Genomic DNA, 14,510 nt, shown 5'->3' with positions numbered 1-14,510 from the left:
CGCGCGTCGGATTGTTCGCGGCTTGGAAAGACTGTGATCGCGCGGCCCATGCCGGTTGCAGGACGCTTCGACTGGAATAAATAGTGGTGTTGCGCCCACGTAAGGACAATTGGACCTTGGTCCAATAGCGTTTCATGCCGCCGCCGCGATCTCATCGCTGCGCGTGGTTGGCCGCAGGCCTTGCGCGCTTATAGCGGGTGCCGTCGCTAGCGGCGGAGACCTCCGCCTCCACCGCTGCCCCGCGGGCCCATGCCGCCGCCTGCGGCGCGACCGGTGTTCGCAGGTTGGGCGTAGCGTTGGGTCTGTGCGGCGCCTCGCTGCCGGTTCTGCATCTGCTGATTGAGATCGGCTGAATTAGGCTGCGCGCTGGCCCGGTTGATTCCGCCGGCGCCCCTTTGAGGTTGGGCAGTGGGCGGCGCCGGAGGACGTGCTTGCTGGTTGGCCTGAGTGGTCTGCTGCGGTGCTCGCACGGTATTGGGCTGGGTGGTCTGCTGCGGTGCCCGCACCGTATTGGGCTGGGTCGCAGCGGGGCGCGGTTGCTGATTGTTTGGGGTATTTCTCGCCGCGTTCGCCGTGCCGGTCGTTTGCCGCGTTTGTGTGCTTGCCGGTTTTTGCGCAGCCGACTGCGACACCGATTGAGACGTCGGCTTGTTCACCGTGGACCAGGAGCCGTTGTCGTATTTCTGCCAACTGCCGCCGGTGTTCTTGTAGACGTTGCCATCTCGCCCTGCATACAGATCGCCGTTGGCGGTCTTGCCCGCGACCGCGCGGCCGTTGGCCGTGCTGCCGGCGACGGCCTTGCCGCCCGCGGAATTCTGATAGCGCCCAACCGTGCCATTCGCGGTCGTGGTGTGTTGCGTCGCGGCCCACTGATTGCCCTTCGTCACGACCGAGCTACCCCACTGGCCATACGCGTTCGATCCCTGACGGGTCGCCGCGTAGGCGCCGGTGTAGGGGTTATAGGCTTGTGCGACGCTCGCGCTGCCGTACCGTCCTGAGGCCGTCGCGCCGCGCGCGTAGGTGCCCGTATAAGGGTTGTACGAAGCGCCCCATCTTGCGCTGCCAGCCGGACCATAAACGCCGCCACGTACGCCGCTCGCACCCGTATAGGGGTTATAAACCGGATAACCATAGGGCGCGGGCCGCGGATAGTAAACCGGATACGGCCCGTAGCCGATGCGCACATACGGCGGATAGTAGTAACCGTTGCCTTGCGCGACGATTGCACCGATCGCGGCGCCCGCGATGAACATGCCGAGATATCCGGCTGTATAGCTCGCCTGAATCGTGCCGCCCGGCACCACCTGCTGGGTCACGTAAGTCACGTTATAGACAGGCGAAGCCGGTGGGATCGTATAAATGACTTGTGGCACGGAAGTGCTGGTCGTCCACGGTCCGTTTGGCGACGGCGAGTCGAACCATACGCCGCGTGAGCAAAGGTAATAGTGATTCTGGACCTTGATGATCTTGTCCGGGGTGTTGGTGGCATAGGCGAGCGGCGTGCCTTCGATCGGTGCGAATTGCGGCTCGCCGCTGTAGGCCACTTTGATCTCCGCTGCCGCTGCGACGGGGTTCACCTCGACCGTCGTCGGAATCTGCGCGAGTAGCACCGCGTCGTTCGCCTCGGGCGTGCCCGGTACCGAAGCGAGCACGCGTGAGGCGGGGCTGTCGCGGGGAATTCGAGCGAAATCGGCGGGCAGATGGTCGGTCGCATAAGTCCATGGACCGCTGGGTGCGGGCGATGAAAACCAGCGGCCGGCCGTCAGATAGTAATAAGTCTTCGTCGGCGTGTCGACGAAGACGTCGCTGTCCGTGTTCTTCGCGAATACCAGCGCGGTTCCGGGAATCGTGCTGTAGACCGGTTGGCCGTCGAAGCTGATCAACTCAGCGGGCGTGCTGCTGTAGAACACCGCGGGGGCCTTGCCGGCGCGCTTTGCCGGTGCCGGGATAAAAGGTTTCAGGTCCGCCCAGGTGGGGTCGGCAGACACTTTCGTCATCTTCGCGGGGAGAGTTTTGATGTCGGCCCAGCCCGTTTTCATATCCGTCGACGTCATCCACGCATCGCCGGTGAACAGATAGTACTGGTGGGTGGCGTTGTCCACGAAGAGCGGCCAACTCGCGTTGACGACAAAGGTGATGTCCGAGTCCTTGATCGGCGCCAGCACGGGATCGCCATCTACGAACAGGAGTAGCGCCGGCCCAAAGCTGACAAAGATGGCGGGCGGATCGCTTTTGATCGCAACAGCCGGTGCCGCCTGTTTTTTATCGATGCTGGCCACCAGCCGATCCATCGACAACGTCAGCGTCGCCTGAGGATTGAGAAACTTTCGCACCACCTGGTCGAGCTTCTGGGACGTAGCCGGATCGGCACCGGGAAACGATGTGCCGGTAATTTGCGGATCGCTCAAGCGTGCGTTGCGGCTGTCGATATCCACATCGGTGTGCGCTTGCATCGTCACGACACCCACCTGCGGCTTGCCGCCGCGCAGTGTCACGCTCACCGCCATGCGGCCGGTCAACTCCTTGAAATCCTTCCAGTCGTCGATCTGAGGCTGGTAATAGGTCAGCGTTGCATCGTCGCGGACAATCTCACGTGGCCAACCGGGGTCGAGGGTGGCGGCGCGGTTTGTTTGCGAGGCCGCTAGTGTGAGCGCCAACGCTAGTGTCAACGTTCGCAGGCGTGGTTTGAAGGTTGACATGCTTTGCTCCTCGCCTGACAAAGGTGCTTGCACCGTGCGGCCGCCTCTGGGGACAGGGGACGAAGTCGCAGACAACGGAACAGGCCTCTTGCAGCCGGGTTGTCTTCGCCCGCCGCAGTCAGCTAAAACGATAAGCGGGCAGCGATGCGCGTGCAATTGGACCTTGGTCCAATTGCACGCTGCAGTGCGGCGAGCAAGATGTCGAATCGCCACGTGCGTGTTTATCGAAGACGGAGGACAGCCGTGTGAACCACCTCGTTGACGCGGCAATCGTATTTGCATGCGTTTTCGGCAGCACGCTGCTCGGTTCGTATCTGCGCCGCGTGTTGCCGCAGCACCACCTCAGCGATGAATCCGCCAGTGTCGTCAAACTGGCGACCGGTCTCGTTGCAACCATGGCCGCATTGGTGCTGGGCCTGCTGATTTCGTCGGCAAAAGGCTCATTCGACACCATGAATACGGAGCTTTTGCATAGTGCTACCGCTATTGTTCGCCTCGATCGCGTGCTGGCCCACTATGGTCCGGAGACACAAGAGATTCGCAGTGCGCTTAAACGTACAACCGAGGTTTCGGTCGCGGCGATGTCTTCCGGCGATCCTGTTCAACTGGCCAAACTGAGCAGCCCTGAAGCGGTTGCACGCGTAGAAGCATTCCAGCGTCAAGTGGAGGAACTCTCGCCGCACACCGACATGCAGCGTCAATTGCAGGCACGGGCGCTGCAAATCGTCGACGATGTATTAGCGACGCGGTGGCTGGCGCTTCTTCAGCAAACCGGCTCGATTCCGGTGGCGCTGCTGGTGATTCTGGTCTCGTGGCTGGCGATCCTGTTCGGCACGTTCGGCCTGTTCGCGCCTCGCAACGGTACGACGATGACGGCGCTTGTGATGTGTGCGCTGTCAACTTCCGGGGCGATCTTCCTGATCATGGAAATGAATACGCCGCTCGGCGGAGTAGTCAAATTATCCTTCGCACCGATGCGCGCGGCGCTCGATATTCTCGGGCACTAAGTGCGGAGTGCTGCGCTTTGCGCGAATCCGTTACATAGGCCAGGCTGTCTGACCGGGTTCAACGATTGAACCAACGGTACTGAAGCGCGACCGAGACGGTCTGGAAATTACCGCCCACACGCGTCACGAGGCCACGTGACCACGCGAGCTTGGCGGACCATTTCGCGGCCAACGGAATGGACAACGTGACACCGTATCGCGCGCTGAGTTGATAGTCCTGGTCCTCGACACCGTTGACGTGGGTGCGTCCGCCCGTAAAGTAGGTCACATCCGCGGCGAGCCATAGTCCGGGGCGCCAGGTGTAGCCCGCGTGCCATTGGAAGGTCGGCATCGGATCCTGGCTACGCCGATGGCCGCCGAAAAAATCGTCGTTGTCGGTGAAGAGCCACACGCCTGCTGCTGCGTCCATGAACCAGTTGCCGAATGGCTGTGAGAGCCCGACCTCGGGTTTGAACGACCAGCGATTGGCGCCGATGTTGATGAGACGGGCGGGCACATATTGGCCCGTCGGCGCCACCACGCTCAGGCTGACGCCGAGGATCGTGCTGGGTGTGCGTCGCGCGAATTCTTCGGGGGAGAGCGGCGGGTCACCGAGCAGGTTTGCCGCGATCCTGAAGTGCATATCGCCGAGACCTGAGCGGTATTGCTGCTGATAAATGCCCTTCACGTCGCCATTCACATTCGCGCTCGCATAGGGTGCCGATACCGCGACACTCATGGTATGTCCCGCGACCCCGAAACTGTGCGAATAGCCCAGCGAAAAAATGTTGATATGGGCCTGCACGTTGGTGATCGGCAACGACGGATCGAATGACACGTCGCCGCTCGATCGCTCATAGTCGAATACCGCGAAATTGGTGCCCACCGGCACGGCGGAATAGGCGCGCGGCTCCATCTCCTGCGCATGAATCCAGGGTGCGGAGATCGAATTAAGCAGGGCGGCGCCGAGCCAAGCGAGCCGAAAGCGCCGTTGCAGCGGGACTATGCGGTTCGAAACGGTCGATGCATGCGGCATTGCGGTCAAGTCCACTTCACTCGTTGCCTGATGTGCTGGGCGATATGTCGCGAGCCCGGCGCGCAGGCGTTGAGCCAGCGCCCCCGCTGCGGATCCGCCTCCATGAGGCGGCTGACATGCCGCTGTTTGCAATAGGACTAAAGTCCAATAGGCACGCGGGCGGATGGGGCTAATCTGGAAGACGTGGCAGGCGTAGCCGCAGCCGTGCCTGTGCCTGCTGCCTCAGGAGACGACCATGAAAGTGTTGCTCGTGCTGATAGCCTTTGCGCTGTCTTCCAACGTATTCGCGGAGTGCACCACTAACGCGCGAGGGATGACCGAATGCAACAACGGGCAAGCGGCCGGCGGGTATAACCCGAACACCGGCAACGCCTGGAAGGCGCAAAAGAATCAGAACGGTGTGACGACCACAACGACGAGCAAAGGCGGAGAGGCCAAGACCAAAAACGGTAAGGGTGTATATAAGAGTCCGAGCGGCAAGACCTGCTATCGGACGGCCAATGGTCAGGGTTGCAATTGACGAGGTGTGAAACCGTGGCGCCAATCGACGAAGCACGTGGACAATGGGATCCAGGTGCCATTCGTCGGCAGACTGTAATATGTGCAAAAGAAATACCTTAATTAACGTTTACATGTTCTGTTGTCCGTACTACGATTATTTTTACCGGTTCAGGTGCTTCCCTCAGATGTAACTCTTGCCGGTACGCTCGTTTGGCCTGTATCCACATCCAGAGCGTGTCTTCGTTACCTGTCCAATGAGACGATGAGCCTGCTGTTCAAGAGGCATAGTTTCTCGCCGGTCTTCAGCAAGACTTTTGGCAGCCAATCTCGCGGTGCCGATCTTGAGAGGCAGTTCGGTCATGAGCATCGTCATGCCTGCTATCGTTATTCTGCAAACAGCGATCATTCTAGGGTTGCTGGTGCTGGGATTGCGGCATCGCGCATCTGCGCCGTTCGGCAGCGTTAATCCGCCAATTAGCAAAGCGAATTATCGCGAACGCTGGATGTCCGGTAGACGTGCGGCGCGTTCGTCTCTTCTCGAATTGGCGGATAAAGCGGATCTACCCGAATCCTTAAATCAAGCTCGTCAGTCGGAACGTCTGCGTCCCGAGCATCTTCCCATCCGCACCGAGGGTTCCGGCGCGCCAGACAGCCGTCTACCCGCGTCGCGCGCGAGACGGCGTTTTACGGATCGACTCCGCACGATGGCCTCCACGAGATCTGCGCCCAGGAAAACGTGTGATGGCAGCGCACGAGCGGTGTTCGAGCGCGATTCACATGCGGATATCGACGAACAGGTAAGCGGCGAGCGCTATTTGCGTGACGCACTGGCGCTATTGCCGCTGGCGACCGTGATGCTCGACGAGCGGGGCCGGATGACGATGGTCAATCCGCAAGCGGACCGGCTCTTCGGTTATGAATGTGATGAGTTGCTTGGCAAGCCGGTGGAACTGCTGGTTCATGCGCTGCGTTTCGACAGCCATGCGCCGCGTTGCACTGACCCTTTAGCCACGCAGCAATCGCGCGGCCTCTTGTCGCTGGATGATCAGTGCGCACGCCGTAAGGACGGCACGGAGTTTCGTGCTGAAATCGACCTGGGTGCATTTCGCTTCGATGGCGAAAACGTCACGCTCGCATTCGTCATCGACAAGACGGAGCGGTACGAGTTGCATCGCCAGCGCCAGGATCTTGCGCATCTCACGCGCGTATCGACGATGGGGCAACTGGCGTCCTCGCTGGCGCATGAACTGAATCAGCCGCTTACCGCGATACTGAGCAACGTGCAGGCTGCTCAGCGTTTCATGACTGCCGACCCGATCGATCTGGCCGAGTTGCACGATATTCTGAACGATATTGTCCAGGACGATTACCGGGCCAGTGAAGTGATCCGGCGCATTCGCGCGGTCGTCAAGAAGGGCGATCTCGAGGTGATTCCACTGGACCTTGCCAGCGTGATGCGTGATGTGGTGGCGTTGGTGCACAGCGATGCGATCGTGCGCGGTACGCGCGTGACACTCGATATCGACACGGCCTTGCCGCCCGTGCGCGGCGACCGGGTTCAATTGCAGCAGGTCATGTTGAATCTGCTGCTGAATGCATTCGACGCGATGAACGAAGTCCCACCCGTCGACCGTATGGTGCGCGTCACGCTGAAATCGGCCGACAACGGCATGGTGTTGATCGCCGTTCTCGATCGAGGTCATGGATTGACCGCCGATAAGCTGGACAAGATATTTAAGCCGTTTTTTACATCAAAACCCCAAGGGCTCGGTTTGGGCTTGTCGATCAGCCGTTCCATCATCGACATGCACCGCGGGCGCCTATGGGCCGAAAACAACAACGATCGAGGCGCGACATTCTACGTGGCATTGCCGGCCGGCGATGCGGCGCAGGAGGATAAGTCGCGATGAAGGCCATGACTGAATCCGATTCGCTTGTCTTCGTCGTCGACGACGACGATTCCGTGCGCCGTGCGTTGGCGCGTCTGATCCACTCCGCAGGCTACCGTGTCGAAGCATTCGGCGATGCCCGCGCATTTCTTGAACGGCTGCGCGAGGTCGATTCTCCGGCGTGTCTGGTTCTCGACGTACAGTTGCCAGACCTGGACGGGCTGGCATTGCAGCGCGAGCTCAAAGCGGTGCTGCCGATCATCTTCATCACCGGTCACGGCGATATCCCGATGACAGTGGACGCGATGAAAGCGGGGGCTACCGATTTTCTGGCAAAACCTGTGAACGATACCGATCTGCTCCGCGCGATCGAAGCCGCTTTCGAACGCGTTGCGCAGACCCGCGCGGTGCGCTGCGAGCTGGACGCGATCCGTGGCCGGCTGGACAGGCTCACGCCGCGCGAAAAGGAAGTCATGGCGCTCGTGGTCACGGGCCGCCTGAACAAGCAGGTGGCGGGCGAGCTCGGCACGGTCGAAAAGACGATCAAGGCGCATCGCGCGCGCGTCATGGCGAAGATGGAAGTCACTTCGCTCGCCCAGCTCGTGCGCGTCGCGGATAAAGTCGGCCTCGGCGGTGCGGGCGAAACCCGCGTTTCGCGCTGAAGTCATCGCGGCCGGTCAGCGATAGCGTGGCCCGGTGCGGGGCCAGTCCCGGTGCGTGTGTCGCCGAAGGGCTGCGGGGCGGTCCAAACGCGGATTGGAAGAGGTCCGCGCTTGGCCTGTACTCGATCGACCCGGGACCAAGGTCCAATATCCGCGAACCTTTCCGCCTCGTAGGCTTTCGTCTGGGGGACTGTGCTGACTCGCGCATTCCCGGACACCGGACTACGCTCCATGGGAAAACTAAAACCATTCGTTGTCGTCGTGGATGACGATGAATCGGTGAGCCGGGCAATCAGGCGATTGCTGCGCTCCATCGGGATCGCCTCCGAAGCGTTTGCCAGCGGCGACGCGTTTCTCGACGTTCTCGCATCGATGCCGTCGTATCGACCCGACTGCGTCATTCTCGACGTGCAGATGCCCGGGCTCAATGGACTCGAAGTCCAGCGGCGTTTGTCCGGCACAGGCATGCCAGTGATCTTCATTACCGCACACGACGAGATCGGCGTACGCGAGCACGCGCTCGCGGGCGGTGCGGTTGCCTGGCTGCGCAAACCTTTCAACGACGAACTGTTCGTGAAGACGGTGCGCGCCGCGCTCGACGGTGTACCGCCTGTCTGATGAACCATTGCCTGGGCCCGCACCGCGAATTCGCGCGTTATGGGACCAAAGGCCAATTGCCATCGCTCGACACGAAATCCAATAATTGACTCGACTGATCAGGGTCGAAGATGGCGCCCGGGTTCGACATCAGGCGCGCGCATAGGCGTGCGCCGACGGCTCACCTTCAGAGAAATCGAACGGAATCTGACCATGCTACCGATCGTACGAGGGCTGACGGGTGTGCTTGTGCTGACGCTGGCGTGTTCGGCGGCTGCGCAGCAGCCCATCATCTATCCGGCGAAAGGCCAAAGTGCCAGCCGGCAGCAAACCGATACAGCGGAGTGCCAACTATGGGCGAAACAGACGACCGGCGTCGATCCGGTCGTTCTTGCCCAACAAGGTGCGACGCAATCCGGCGCACCACAACCGCAAGGGCAGCTTCTGAGAGGCGCCGCCGGCGGAGCCGCATTGGGTGCCGCCGTGGGCGCGGTGGCTGGCGACGCCGGCAAGGGCGCGGCGATCGGGGCGATCACCGGTACGGCGGCCGGCGGTTTGCGGGCGCGCCGCACGCAAGAGAACGCGGCCGCGCAAACGCAGGCCAGCCAGCAGCAAATCTCGCAAGCGTTGAACACTTACAACCGCGCGGTGGCTGCATGTATGACCGGCCGAGGCTACACCGTCCAGTAGGACTCACGCGCAGCAGGAGAGAGACGTCCATGAACAGGAAATGCATACGTGCCGCGCTTGGGACTCTGGCGCTGACGAGCGGGCTCTTTTCGGCTGCCTTATCGGAAACGGCAGCGGCGGCACAGTTCGACGGCAGTGTGCCGCTGATATGCGCCACCATCGACGCCGACGATTGCTCCGCCGGCGACCTCTGCTTGCGTGCACTCCCGTCTACGTTGGGTGCGCCGCAATTCCTGCGCATCGACTTTGCGAAAAAAGCGGTCATTGGACCACAACGTACGACCGCCATCCGGTTCATGGATAACGGCCCCGACCAGATCCTGATGCAAGGCATGGAACTGGGTTATGCGTGGACGATTGCGCTCGACAAGACGGTGGGTTCGATGACCGTCACGCTGGTCAATCATCAAGACACGCTGGTGCTGTTCGGCGCCTGCACGCTTACATAGCCGCAACGGGTGAATCGATGAAACCAGTAAGCCACGCAATGTTCACGCAAAGGCCGGTGCCGTTCCATGTTGACGCAACGGTAAGCGTGCGCGGGCTTCTCATGCTTGCCATGCTGACGTTATGCCTGGCTGCGTGTCACAAGGCGGCAACCCTGCCCGTAGCCGGAGCGATCGAGGTCACCGTGATTCCGGTGGTACAGAGAGACACGCCCGTCGATTTCGAATTCACCGCGCAAACGCAGAGTTCTCGCGAAGTCGAGATTCGCGCGCGGGTGGATGGCTTTCTCGACAAGCGGCTCTATACCGAAGGGCAAATGGTTCACGCCGGACAAACCCTCTTCCAGATGGACCCGAAGCCCTTTGACGCGGCTCTGCAAACGGCCAAAGGCCAACTCGCCCAGCAGCAGGCGCGCCTGACCGTCGCGAAGGCGAATCTGGCGCGTGTGATTCCGCTCGCCAAACAGAATGCGTTGAGCCAGAAGGATCTGGACGACGCAACCGGCAACGAGAAGCAGGCTGAAGCTGCGGTGTTCGCAGCGCTTGGCCAGGTGCAGACCGCGCAGCTGAACCTCAGCTATACGACTATCAAGTCGCCGCTCACCGGTTTATCCAGCTTCGCGAGGCAACAGGACGGCAGCTTTGTCACCGCCTCGGCCGCGGGCTTGCTGACGTATGTCTATCAACTGGATCCGATGTGGGTCAACTTCAGCATTTCGGAAAATGAGTTGCTGAAGTACCGTGAAGAGGTCACGGCCGGCCGGTTGCGGTTCCCGGCCAATGAGGACTTCGAAGTGACGCTGATCATGGCGGACGGCACGGAGTTTCCGAACCACGGTCATATCAGTTTCACCAATCCCGCTTTCAGCACCGAGACCGGCACGTTCCTCGTGCGGGCGTCGTTCGCGAATGCACAAGGTCAGTTGCGTCCCGGCCAGTTCGTGCGGGCACGCGTGTCCGGTGCAACGCGCCCGAACGCGATCCTTGTGCCGCAACGCGCGGTTTTGCAGGGGGCGAAAAGCCACTTCGTATGGGTCGTCGGCAATGACTCCAAGGCGCATCAGCGTGTCGTGGAAGTGGGCGAATGGCATGGCGACGACTGGTTCATCACCGAGGGGCTGCAACCGGGCGAGCGCGTGGTGGTGGACGGTGCGATTCGGGTGGCCGCCGACGTGCCGCTGAAAATCGTCGCGGCGCCGGCTGCGCATGCGGCGGCCAACGTGCCAGGGGGCGGGGAGAGCGGTTCGACGGGACACCCGTCCGGCACAACTGCCGCGCAGTAAGGGGATCGCGATATGAATATCTCCCGTTACTGCATCGACCGCCCGATTTTTGCATCGGTGATTTCGATTGTCATCACGCTGGGTGGCGCGGTGGCGATGTTCAACTTGCCGATCGCGCAGTATCCGGACGTCACCCCGCCGCAGATCACGATTTCCGCCAACTATCCGGGCGCTAGCGCCGATGTGGTGGCCAACAACGTGGCCGCACCGATCGAGCAGCAGGTGAACGGCGCGGACAACATGATCTACATGAATTCGTCGAGTTCATCGACCGGCAATCTGACCATCAACGCATTCTTCCAGATCGGCACGAATCCGGAACTGGCACAGGTCGATGTACAGAATCGTGTGAACCTCGCGCTCCCGCAACTGCCTTCGTCGGTACAGTCGCAAGGTATTCAGGTGCAGAAGAAGTCGTCGGCGTTCATGATGGTGATCGCCATCTACTCACCGGGCGAGCGCTACGACGCGACGTATATCGCTAACTACGCGAACATCTATGTACTCGATGCGCTCAAGCGCATACCCGGTGCGAATCAGTCGGCCATTTTCGGCACGCCCGATTACGCGATGCGAATCTGGCTCAAACCGGACCGCATGGCGCAGCTCGGTATCACGGCGGGGGATGTGCAGAGGGCGGTCGCCAACCAGAACCAGCAGTTCGCCGTAGGCCGCCTCGGCCAATCGCCGACCGGCGGGCCGGTCGAACAGTCGTTCGCCGTAACCACGACCGGCCGCCTGAGTGAACCCGAGGAGTTCGACAACATCATCATCCGGGCAGCCAATGGCGATGCCGCCATCGTGCGTCTCAAGGACATCGGCCGCGCCGCACTGGGCCAGAAGGACTATTCGATCCGCAGCCGCTTTCAGGGCAAGCCGGCCACCGTCATCGCGGTGTATCAGCAGCCTGGCGCGAACGCGCTCGACGTGTCAAAACAGGTGCATGCCACGCTTGAAGAAATGAAAAAGACCTTCCCACAGGGTCTCGATTACGACATTGCGATGGACACGACCGATTTCACGCGCGCGTCGATTACCGATGTCGTGCACACATTCTTTGAAGCGCTCGTGCTCGTGGTGATTGTGGTGTTCGTCTTCCTGCAAAGCCTGCGCGCGACGCTGATTCCTGTTCTGGCGGTGCCGGTCTCGATCATGGGCACCTTCATGGGCATGCTCGCGCTCGGCTTCTCGATCAATATGCTGACGCTATTCGGCATGGTGCTGGCGATCGGCATCGTGGTGGACGACGCGATCGTCGTGATCGAGAACGTCGAGCGGAATATGAGTGTCCACAAGCTGAGTCCGAAGGATGCCGCGAGGCGCGCGATGGACGAGGTGGCCGGCCCGGTGGTCGCGATCGTGCTCGTGCTGTGCGCGGTATTTGTTCCGGTGGCCTTTCTCGGCGGCATTACGGGGCAGTTGTACAAACAGTTCGCCATCACCATCGCGATCTCGGTCATTTTCTCCGGGGTAGTCGCACTGACGCTGTCACCGGCGCTGGCCGCCTTGCTGCTGAAGCCCGGCCACCATGAGAAGAAAGGGTTCTTCAAGTGGTTCGACAGGAACTTCGAGAAGATGACGAACAGCTACACGTCCGTGGTCAAACTGGTGATCAAACGCTTCGTGGTCGCGCTGTTGCTGTTTGTTGGCATGGTCGCGTTGGCGGTGGTGATGATGCGTACCATCCCAACCTCGTTCCTGCCGCCTGAAGACCAGGGCTATCTGCTCGGCGCGGTCATCATGCCGGACGCGGCAAGCCTCGATCGAACCGGCGAAGTGTCGCAACGGGTCACCGATTACTTCATGAAGCAGGCTGCGGTGAGCACCGTGACGACCGTCGACGGCTACAGCCTGCTCGACAGCCAGAACAAGAACAATGCGAGCACGTTCTTCATCGGCTTCAAGGGTTTCGACGAGCGCTACAAGTTCGCCAACATCAAAACCCAGAATGCGAGGGCGGTGTTGATCGACGCCTACGAAAATCTCTCCAAGGTGAAGGAAGGGATCATCCTGCCGGTCAATCCACCCTCGATTCCTGGCCTTGGCACGACGGGCGGCACCGAGATGTGGATTCAGAGCAAGGGCGATGCGACCATCTCGCAGTTGGCCGGCGTGGTGGACGACTTCGTTGCAAAGGCGAAAACCCGGCCGGAACTGGCGCGCGTGACGTCCACCTTCAATGCGTCGTCGCAACAGTTGCTGGTCGACGTCGATCGCGACAAGTCGGAAACGCTCGGCGTGCCGATCGAAGAAGTGTATAGCGCGATGCAGACGATGTTCGGCTCGCTTTACGTCTCCCAGTTCAACCGTTCGAGCAGGCTGTGGCAGGTCATCTTGCAGGCCGAGCCGCAGTATCGTCTGACGCCGCTGGATCTGAACCAGCTTTACGTACGCAGCAAGACCAACAACATGGTGCCGCTGAAGGCGGTGGTGACCTCGAAGTACGTCACCGGGCCGGATCTGATTACGCGTTTCAACAATTTTCCGGCCGTCAAGATCACGGCGAACGGCGCGCCTGGCTATAGCTCCGGACAGGTCATCAATGCGCTGGAGGAGGTGGCCGACCAGGTGATGCCGGCGGGCTACGGGGTCGGCTGGAGCGGCGAGGCTTACGAGGCGCGGCAATCGGGCGGCACTTCGGGGCTTGTGTTCGTGTTTGGTCTCGTGATGGTGTTCCTGATTCTCGCCGCGCAATACGAGAAGTGGAGCCTGCCGTTCGGCGTGCTGCTGGCGGTGCCGTTTGCGTTGTTCGGGGCACTGCTCGCGATTCTCTTGCGCGGCCTCGAAAACGACGTGTACTTCCAGATCGGCTTGACCATGCTGGTCGCGCTCGCCGCCAAGAACGCGATTCTGATCTTCGAGTTCGCGGTGCTCAATCGTGAAGCGGGCGAGTCGGTATACGACGCAGCGGTCACGGCGGCAACCGAACGCTTGCGGCCGATCGTGATGACCTCGCTCGCGTTCATTCTCGGTTGCGTGCCGCTGGCCATCGCGCTTGGCGCGTCGGCCAACAGCCGGCATTCGATCGGCACCGGCGTGATCGGCGGCATGCTCGGCGCGACGGTGATCGCGGTGTTCTTCATTCCGATGTTCTTCTACGTGCTCGAAACCATGTCGGAAAAGAGCGGGAGCAAGAAGACGCCGGGAGCAAGCGGCGGCCCGGCGGTGGGCGATGGAACGGGTCCGATTACGCCCGAGGGTTCCGGTGGCGGTACGGCAAGCACGCCTTCCGCGCAACGTGAGGGCGACTGACATGCGAGGCTCTGCGTTCGTGCTGCGTGTGGTCCCCGTTTTGCTGCTCGCGACGGGACTGGGTGGTTGCCTGTTCGGTCCTGACTACGTGCGCCCGAACGTGGCGACGCCCGCAAACTATCGTTTCGCAGCGAGTGAAGCCGTCGATGCGGCCAATACGCTGTGGTGGGAACAGTTTCAGGATCCGGTGCTAAACGATCTGATTCTCGCCGCGCTCGCCGACAACAAGGATGTGAAGATCGCCGCGGCGCGCGTCGATCAGTTTCTCGGCCAGTTCGTGACCACGCGCTCGGCGCTGTTTCCGCAGGTCAGCGCCGGCTTCGACGCCTCCCGTCAGCGTGCCTCCCAGCTCGGACCGACGCCGATCCCTGCGGGCGTGAGTCCCGTCTTCAACGAGTTCCAGGCGCCGCTGTCGGTGGCTTGGGAACTCGACTTCTTCGGGCGGGTGCGGCGGGAGACCGAGTCGGCT

The 14,510-nt window shown here is 61.2% G+C and carries 12 protein-coding genes; 10 read left to right on the top strand and 2 right to left on the bottom strand.

Going from position 1 to position 14,510, the window contains the following annotated elements; translation table 11 throughout:
* Positions 1 to 206: 206 nt before the first annotated feature.
* On the bottom strand, positions 207 to 2,699 hold the full coding sequence (locus tag GNZ12_RS08955; protein WP_172310001.1) for a hypothetical protein: 2,493 nt from the start codon (positions 2,697 to 2,699) through the stop codon (positions 207 to 209).
* Between the two features lie 245 nt (positions 2,700 to 2,944).
* On the opposite strand from GNZ12_RS08955, the gene GNZ12_RS08950 reads away from it, so the two are divergent.
* Positions 2,945 to 3,706: a bestrophin-like domain gene (locus GNZ12_RS08950; protein WP_172310000.1), complete on the top strand. Its 762-nt coding sequence runs from the start codon at positions 2,945 to 2,947 to the stop codon at positions 3,704 to 3,706.
* A 58-nt stretch (positions 3,707 to 3,764) separates the two neighbouring features.
* On the opposite strand, the gene GNZ12_RS08945 is transcribed toward GNZ12_RS08950, so the two are convergent.
* Positions 3,765 to 4,736: a transporter gene (locus GNZ12_RS08945; RefSeq protein WP_328805969.1), complete on the bottom strand. Its 972-nt coding sequence runs from the start codon at positions 4,734 to 4,736 to the stop codon at positions 3,765 to 3,767.
* Positions 4,737 to 4,956: 220 nt separating this feature from the next.
* Between GNZ12_RS08945 and GNZ12_RS08940 the strand changes: the two genes are divergently transcribed.
* The 9 genes from GNZ12_RS08940 to GNZ12_RS08895 form a co-directional block, all read left to right on the top strand.
* Entirely contained in the window at positions 4,957 to 5,241 is a 285-nt protein-coding gene (locus tag GNZ12_RS08940; RefSeq protein WP_172309999.1) for a hypothetical protein, read from the top strand.
* A gap of 685 nt (positions 5,242 to 5,926) precedes the next feature.
* Positions 5,927 to 7,132, top strand: coding sequence for a sensor histidine kinase (locus tag GNZ12_RS08930; RefSeq protein ID WP_172309997.1), 1,206 nt, complete (start codon positions 5,927 to 5,929; stop codon positions 7,130 to 7,132).
* Between the two features lie 5 nt (positions 7,133 to 7,137).
* On the top strand, positions 7,138 to 7,773 hold the full coding sequence (locus tag GNZ12_RS08925; protein WP_172310023.1) for a response regulator transcription factor: 636 nt from the start codon (positions 7,138 to 7,140) through the stop codon (positions 7,771 to 7,773).
* A 231-nt stretch (positions 7,774 to 8,004) separates the two neighbouring features.
* Positions 8,005 to 8,391, top strand: coding sequence for a response regulator transcription factor (locus GNZ12_RS08920; RefSeq protein WP_172309996.1), 387 nt, complete (start codon positions 8,005 to 8,007; stop codon positions 8,389 to 8,391).
* A 192-nt stretch (positions 8,392 to 8,583) separates the two neighbouring features.
* Positions 8,584 to 9,060: a YMGG-like glycine zipper-containing protein gene (locus tag GNZ12_RS08915; protein ID WP_172309995.1), complete on the top strand. Its 477-nt coding sequence runs from the start codon at positions 8,584 to 8,586 to the stop codon at positions 9,058 to 9,060.
* A 29-nt stretch (positions 9,061 to 9,089) separates the two neighbouring features.
* Complete coding sequence (locus GNZ12_RS08910; RefSeq protein ID WP_235993651.1) at positions 9,090 to 9,509, top strand: hypothetical protein; 420 nt, start codon at positions 9,090 to 9,092, stop codon at positions 9,507 to 9,509.
* A gap of 101 nt (positions 9,510 to 9,610) precedes the next feature.
* Positions 9,611 to 10,789 (top strand): efflux RND transporter periplasmic adaptor subunit, encoded by a 1,179-nt coding sequence (locus GNZ12_RS08905; protein ID WP_407947687.1) that lies wholly within the window; start codon positions 9,611 to 9,613, stop codon positions 10,787 to 10,789.
* A gap of 12 nt (positions 10,790 to 10,801) precedes the next feature.
* Entirely contained in the window at positions 10,802 to 14,041 is a 3,240-nt protein-coding gene (locus GNZ12_RS08900) for an efflux RND transporter permease subunit (protein WP_172309994.1), read from the top strand.
* A gap of 1 nt (position 14,042) precedes the next feature.
* The coding region (locus GNZ12_RS08895; RefSeq protein ID WP_172309993.1) for a TolC family protein at positions 14,043 to 14,510 on the top strand (468 nt) is incomplete at its 3' end.

It is taken from the genome of Paraburkholderia solitsugae (assembly GCF_013177695.1).
GTDB classification, from domain to species: domain Bacteria; phylum Pseudomonadota; class Gammaproteobacteria; order Burkholderiales; family Burkholderiaceae; genus Paraburkholderia; species Paraburkholderia solitsugae.
Note: the sequence above shows the minus strand (reverse complement) of the source record. Positions and strands in the feature narration are given on the sequence as shown.

What these genes read in the sequence shown, in the direction of transcription:
- GNZ12_RS08955 (WP_172310001.1), bottom strand. Translation starts at nt 2,699, where the DNA reads ATGTCAACCTTCAAACCACGCCTGCGAACGTTGACACTAGCGTTGGCG.
- GNZ12_RS08940 (WP_172309999.1), top strand. Translation starts at nt 4,957, where the DNA reads ATGAAAGTGTTGCTCGTGCTGATAGCCTTTGCGCTGTCTTCCAACGTA.
- GNZ12_RS08930 (WP_172309997.1), top strand. Translation starts at nt 5,927, where the DNA reads ATGGCCTCCACGAGATCTGCGCCCAGGAAAACGTGTGATGGCAGCGCA.
- GNZ12_RS08925 (WP_172310023.1), top strand. Translation starts at nt 7,138, where the DNA reads ATGACTGAATCCGATTCGCTTGTCTTCGTCGTCGACGACGACGATTCC.
- GNZ12_RS08920 (WP_172309996.1), top strand. Translation starts at nt 8,005, where the DNA reads ATGGGAAAACTAAAACCATTCGTTGTCGTCGTGGATGACGATGAATCG.
- GNZ12_RS08915 (WP_172309995.1), top strand. Translation starts at nt 8,584, where the DNA reads ATGCTACCGATCGTACGAGGGCTGACGGGTGTGCTTGTGCTGACGCTG.
- GNZ12_RS08910 (WP_235993651.1), top strand. Translation starts at nt 9,090, where the DNA reads ATGAACAGGAAATGCATACGTGCCGCGCTTGGGACTCTGGCGCTGACG.
- GNZ12_RS08905 (WP_407947687.1), top strand. Translation starts at nt 9,611, where the DNA reads ATGCTTGCCATGCTGACGTTATGCCTGGCTGCGTGTCACAAGGCGGCA.
- GNZ12_RS08900 (WP_172309994.1), top strand. Translation starts at nt 10,802, where the DNA reads ATGAATATCTCCCGTTACTGCATCGACCGCCCGATTTTTGCATCGGTG.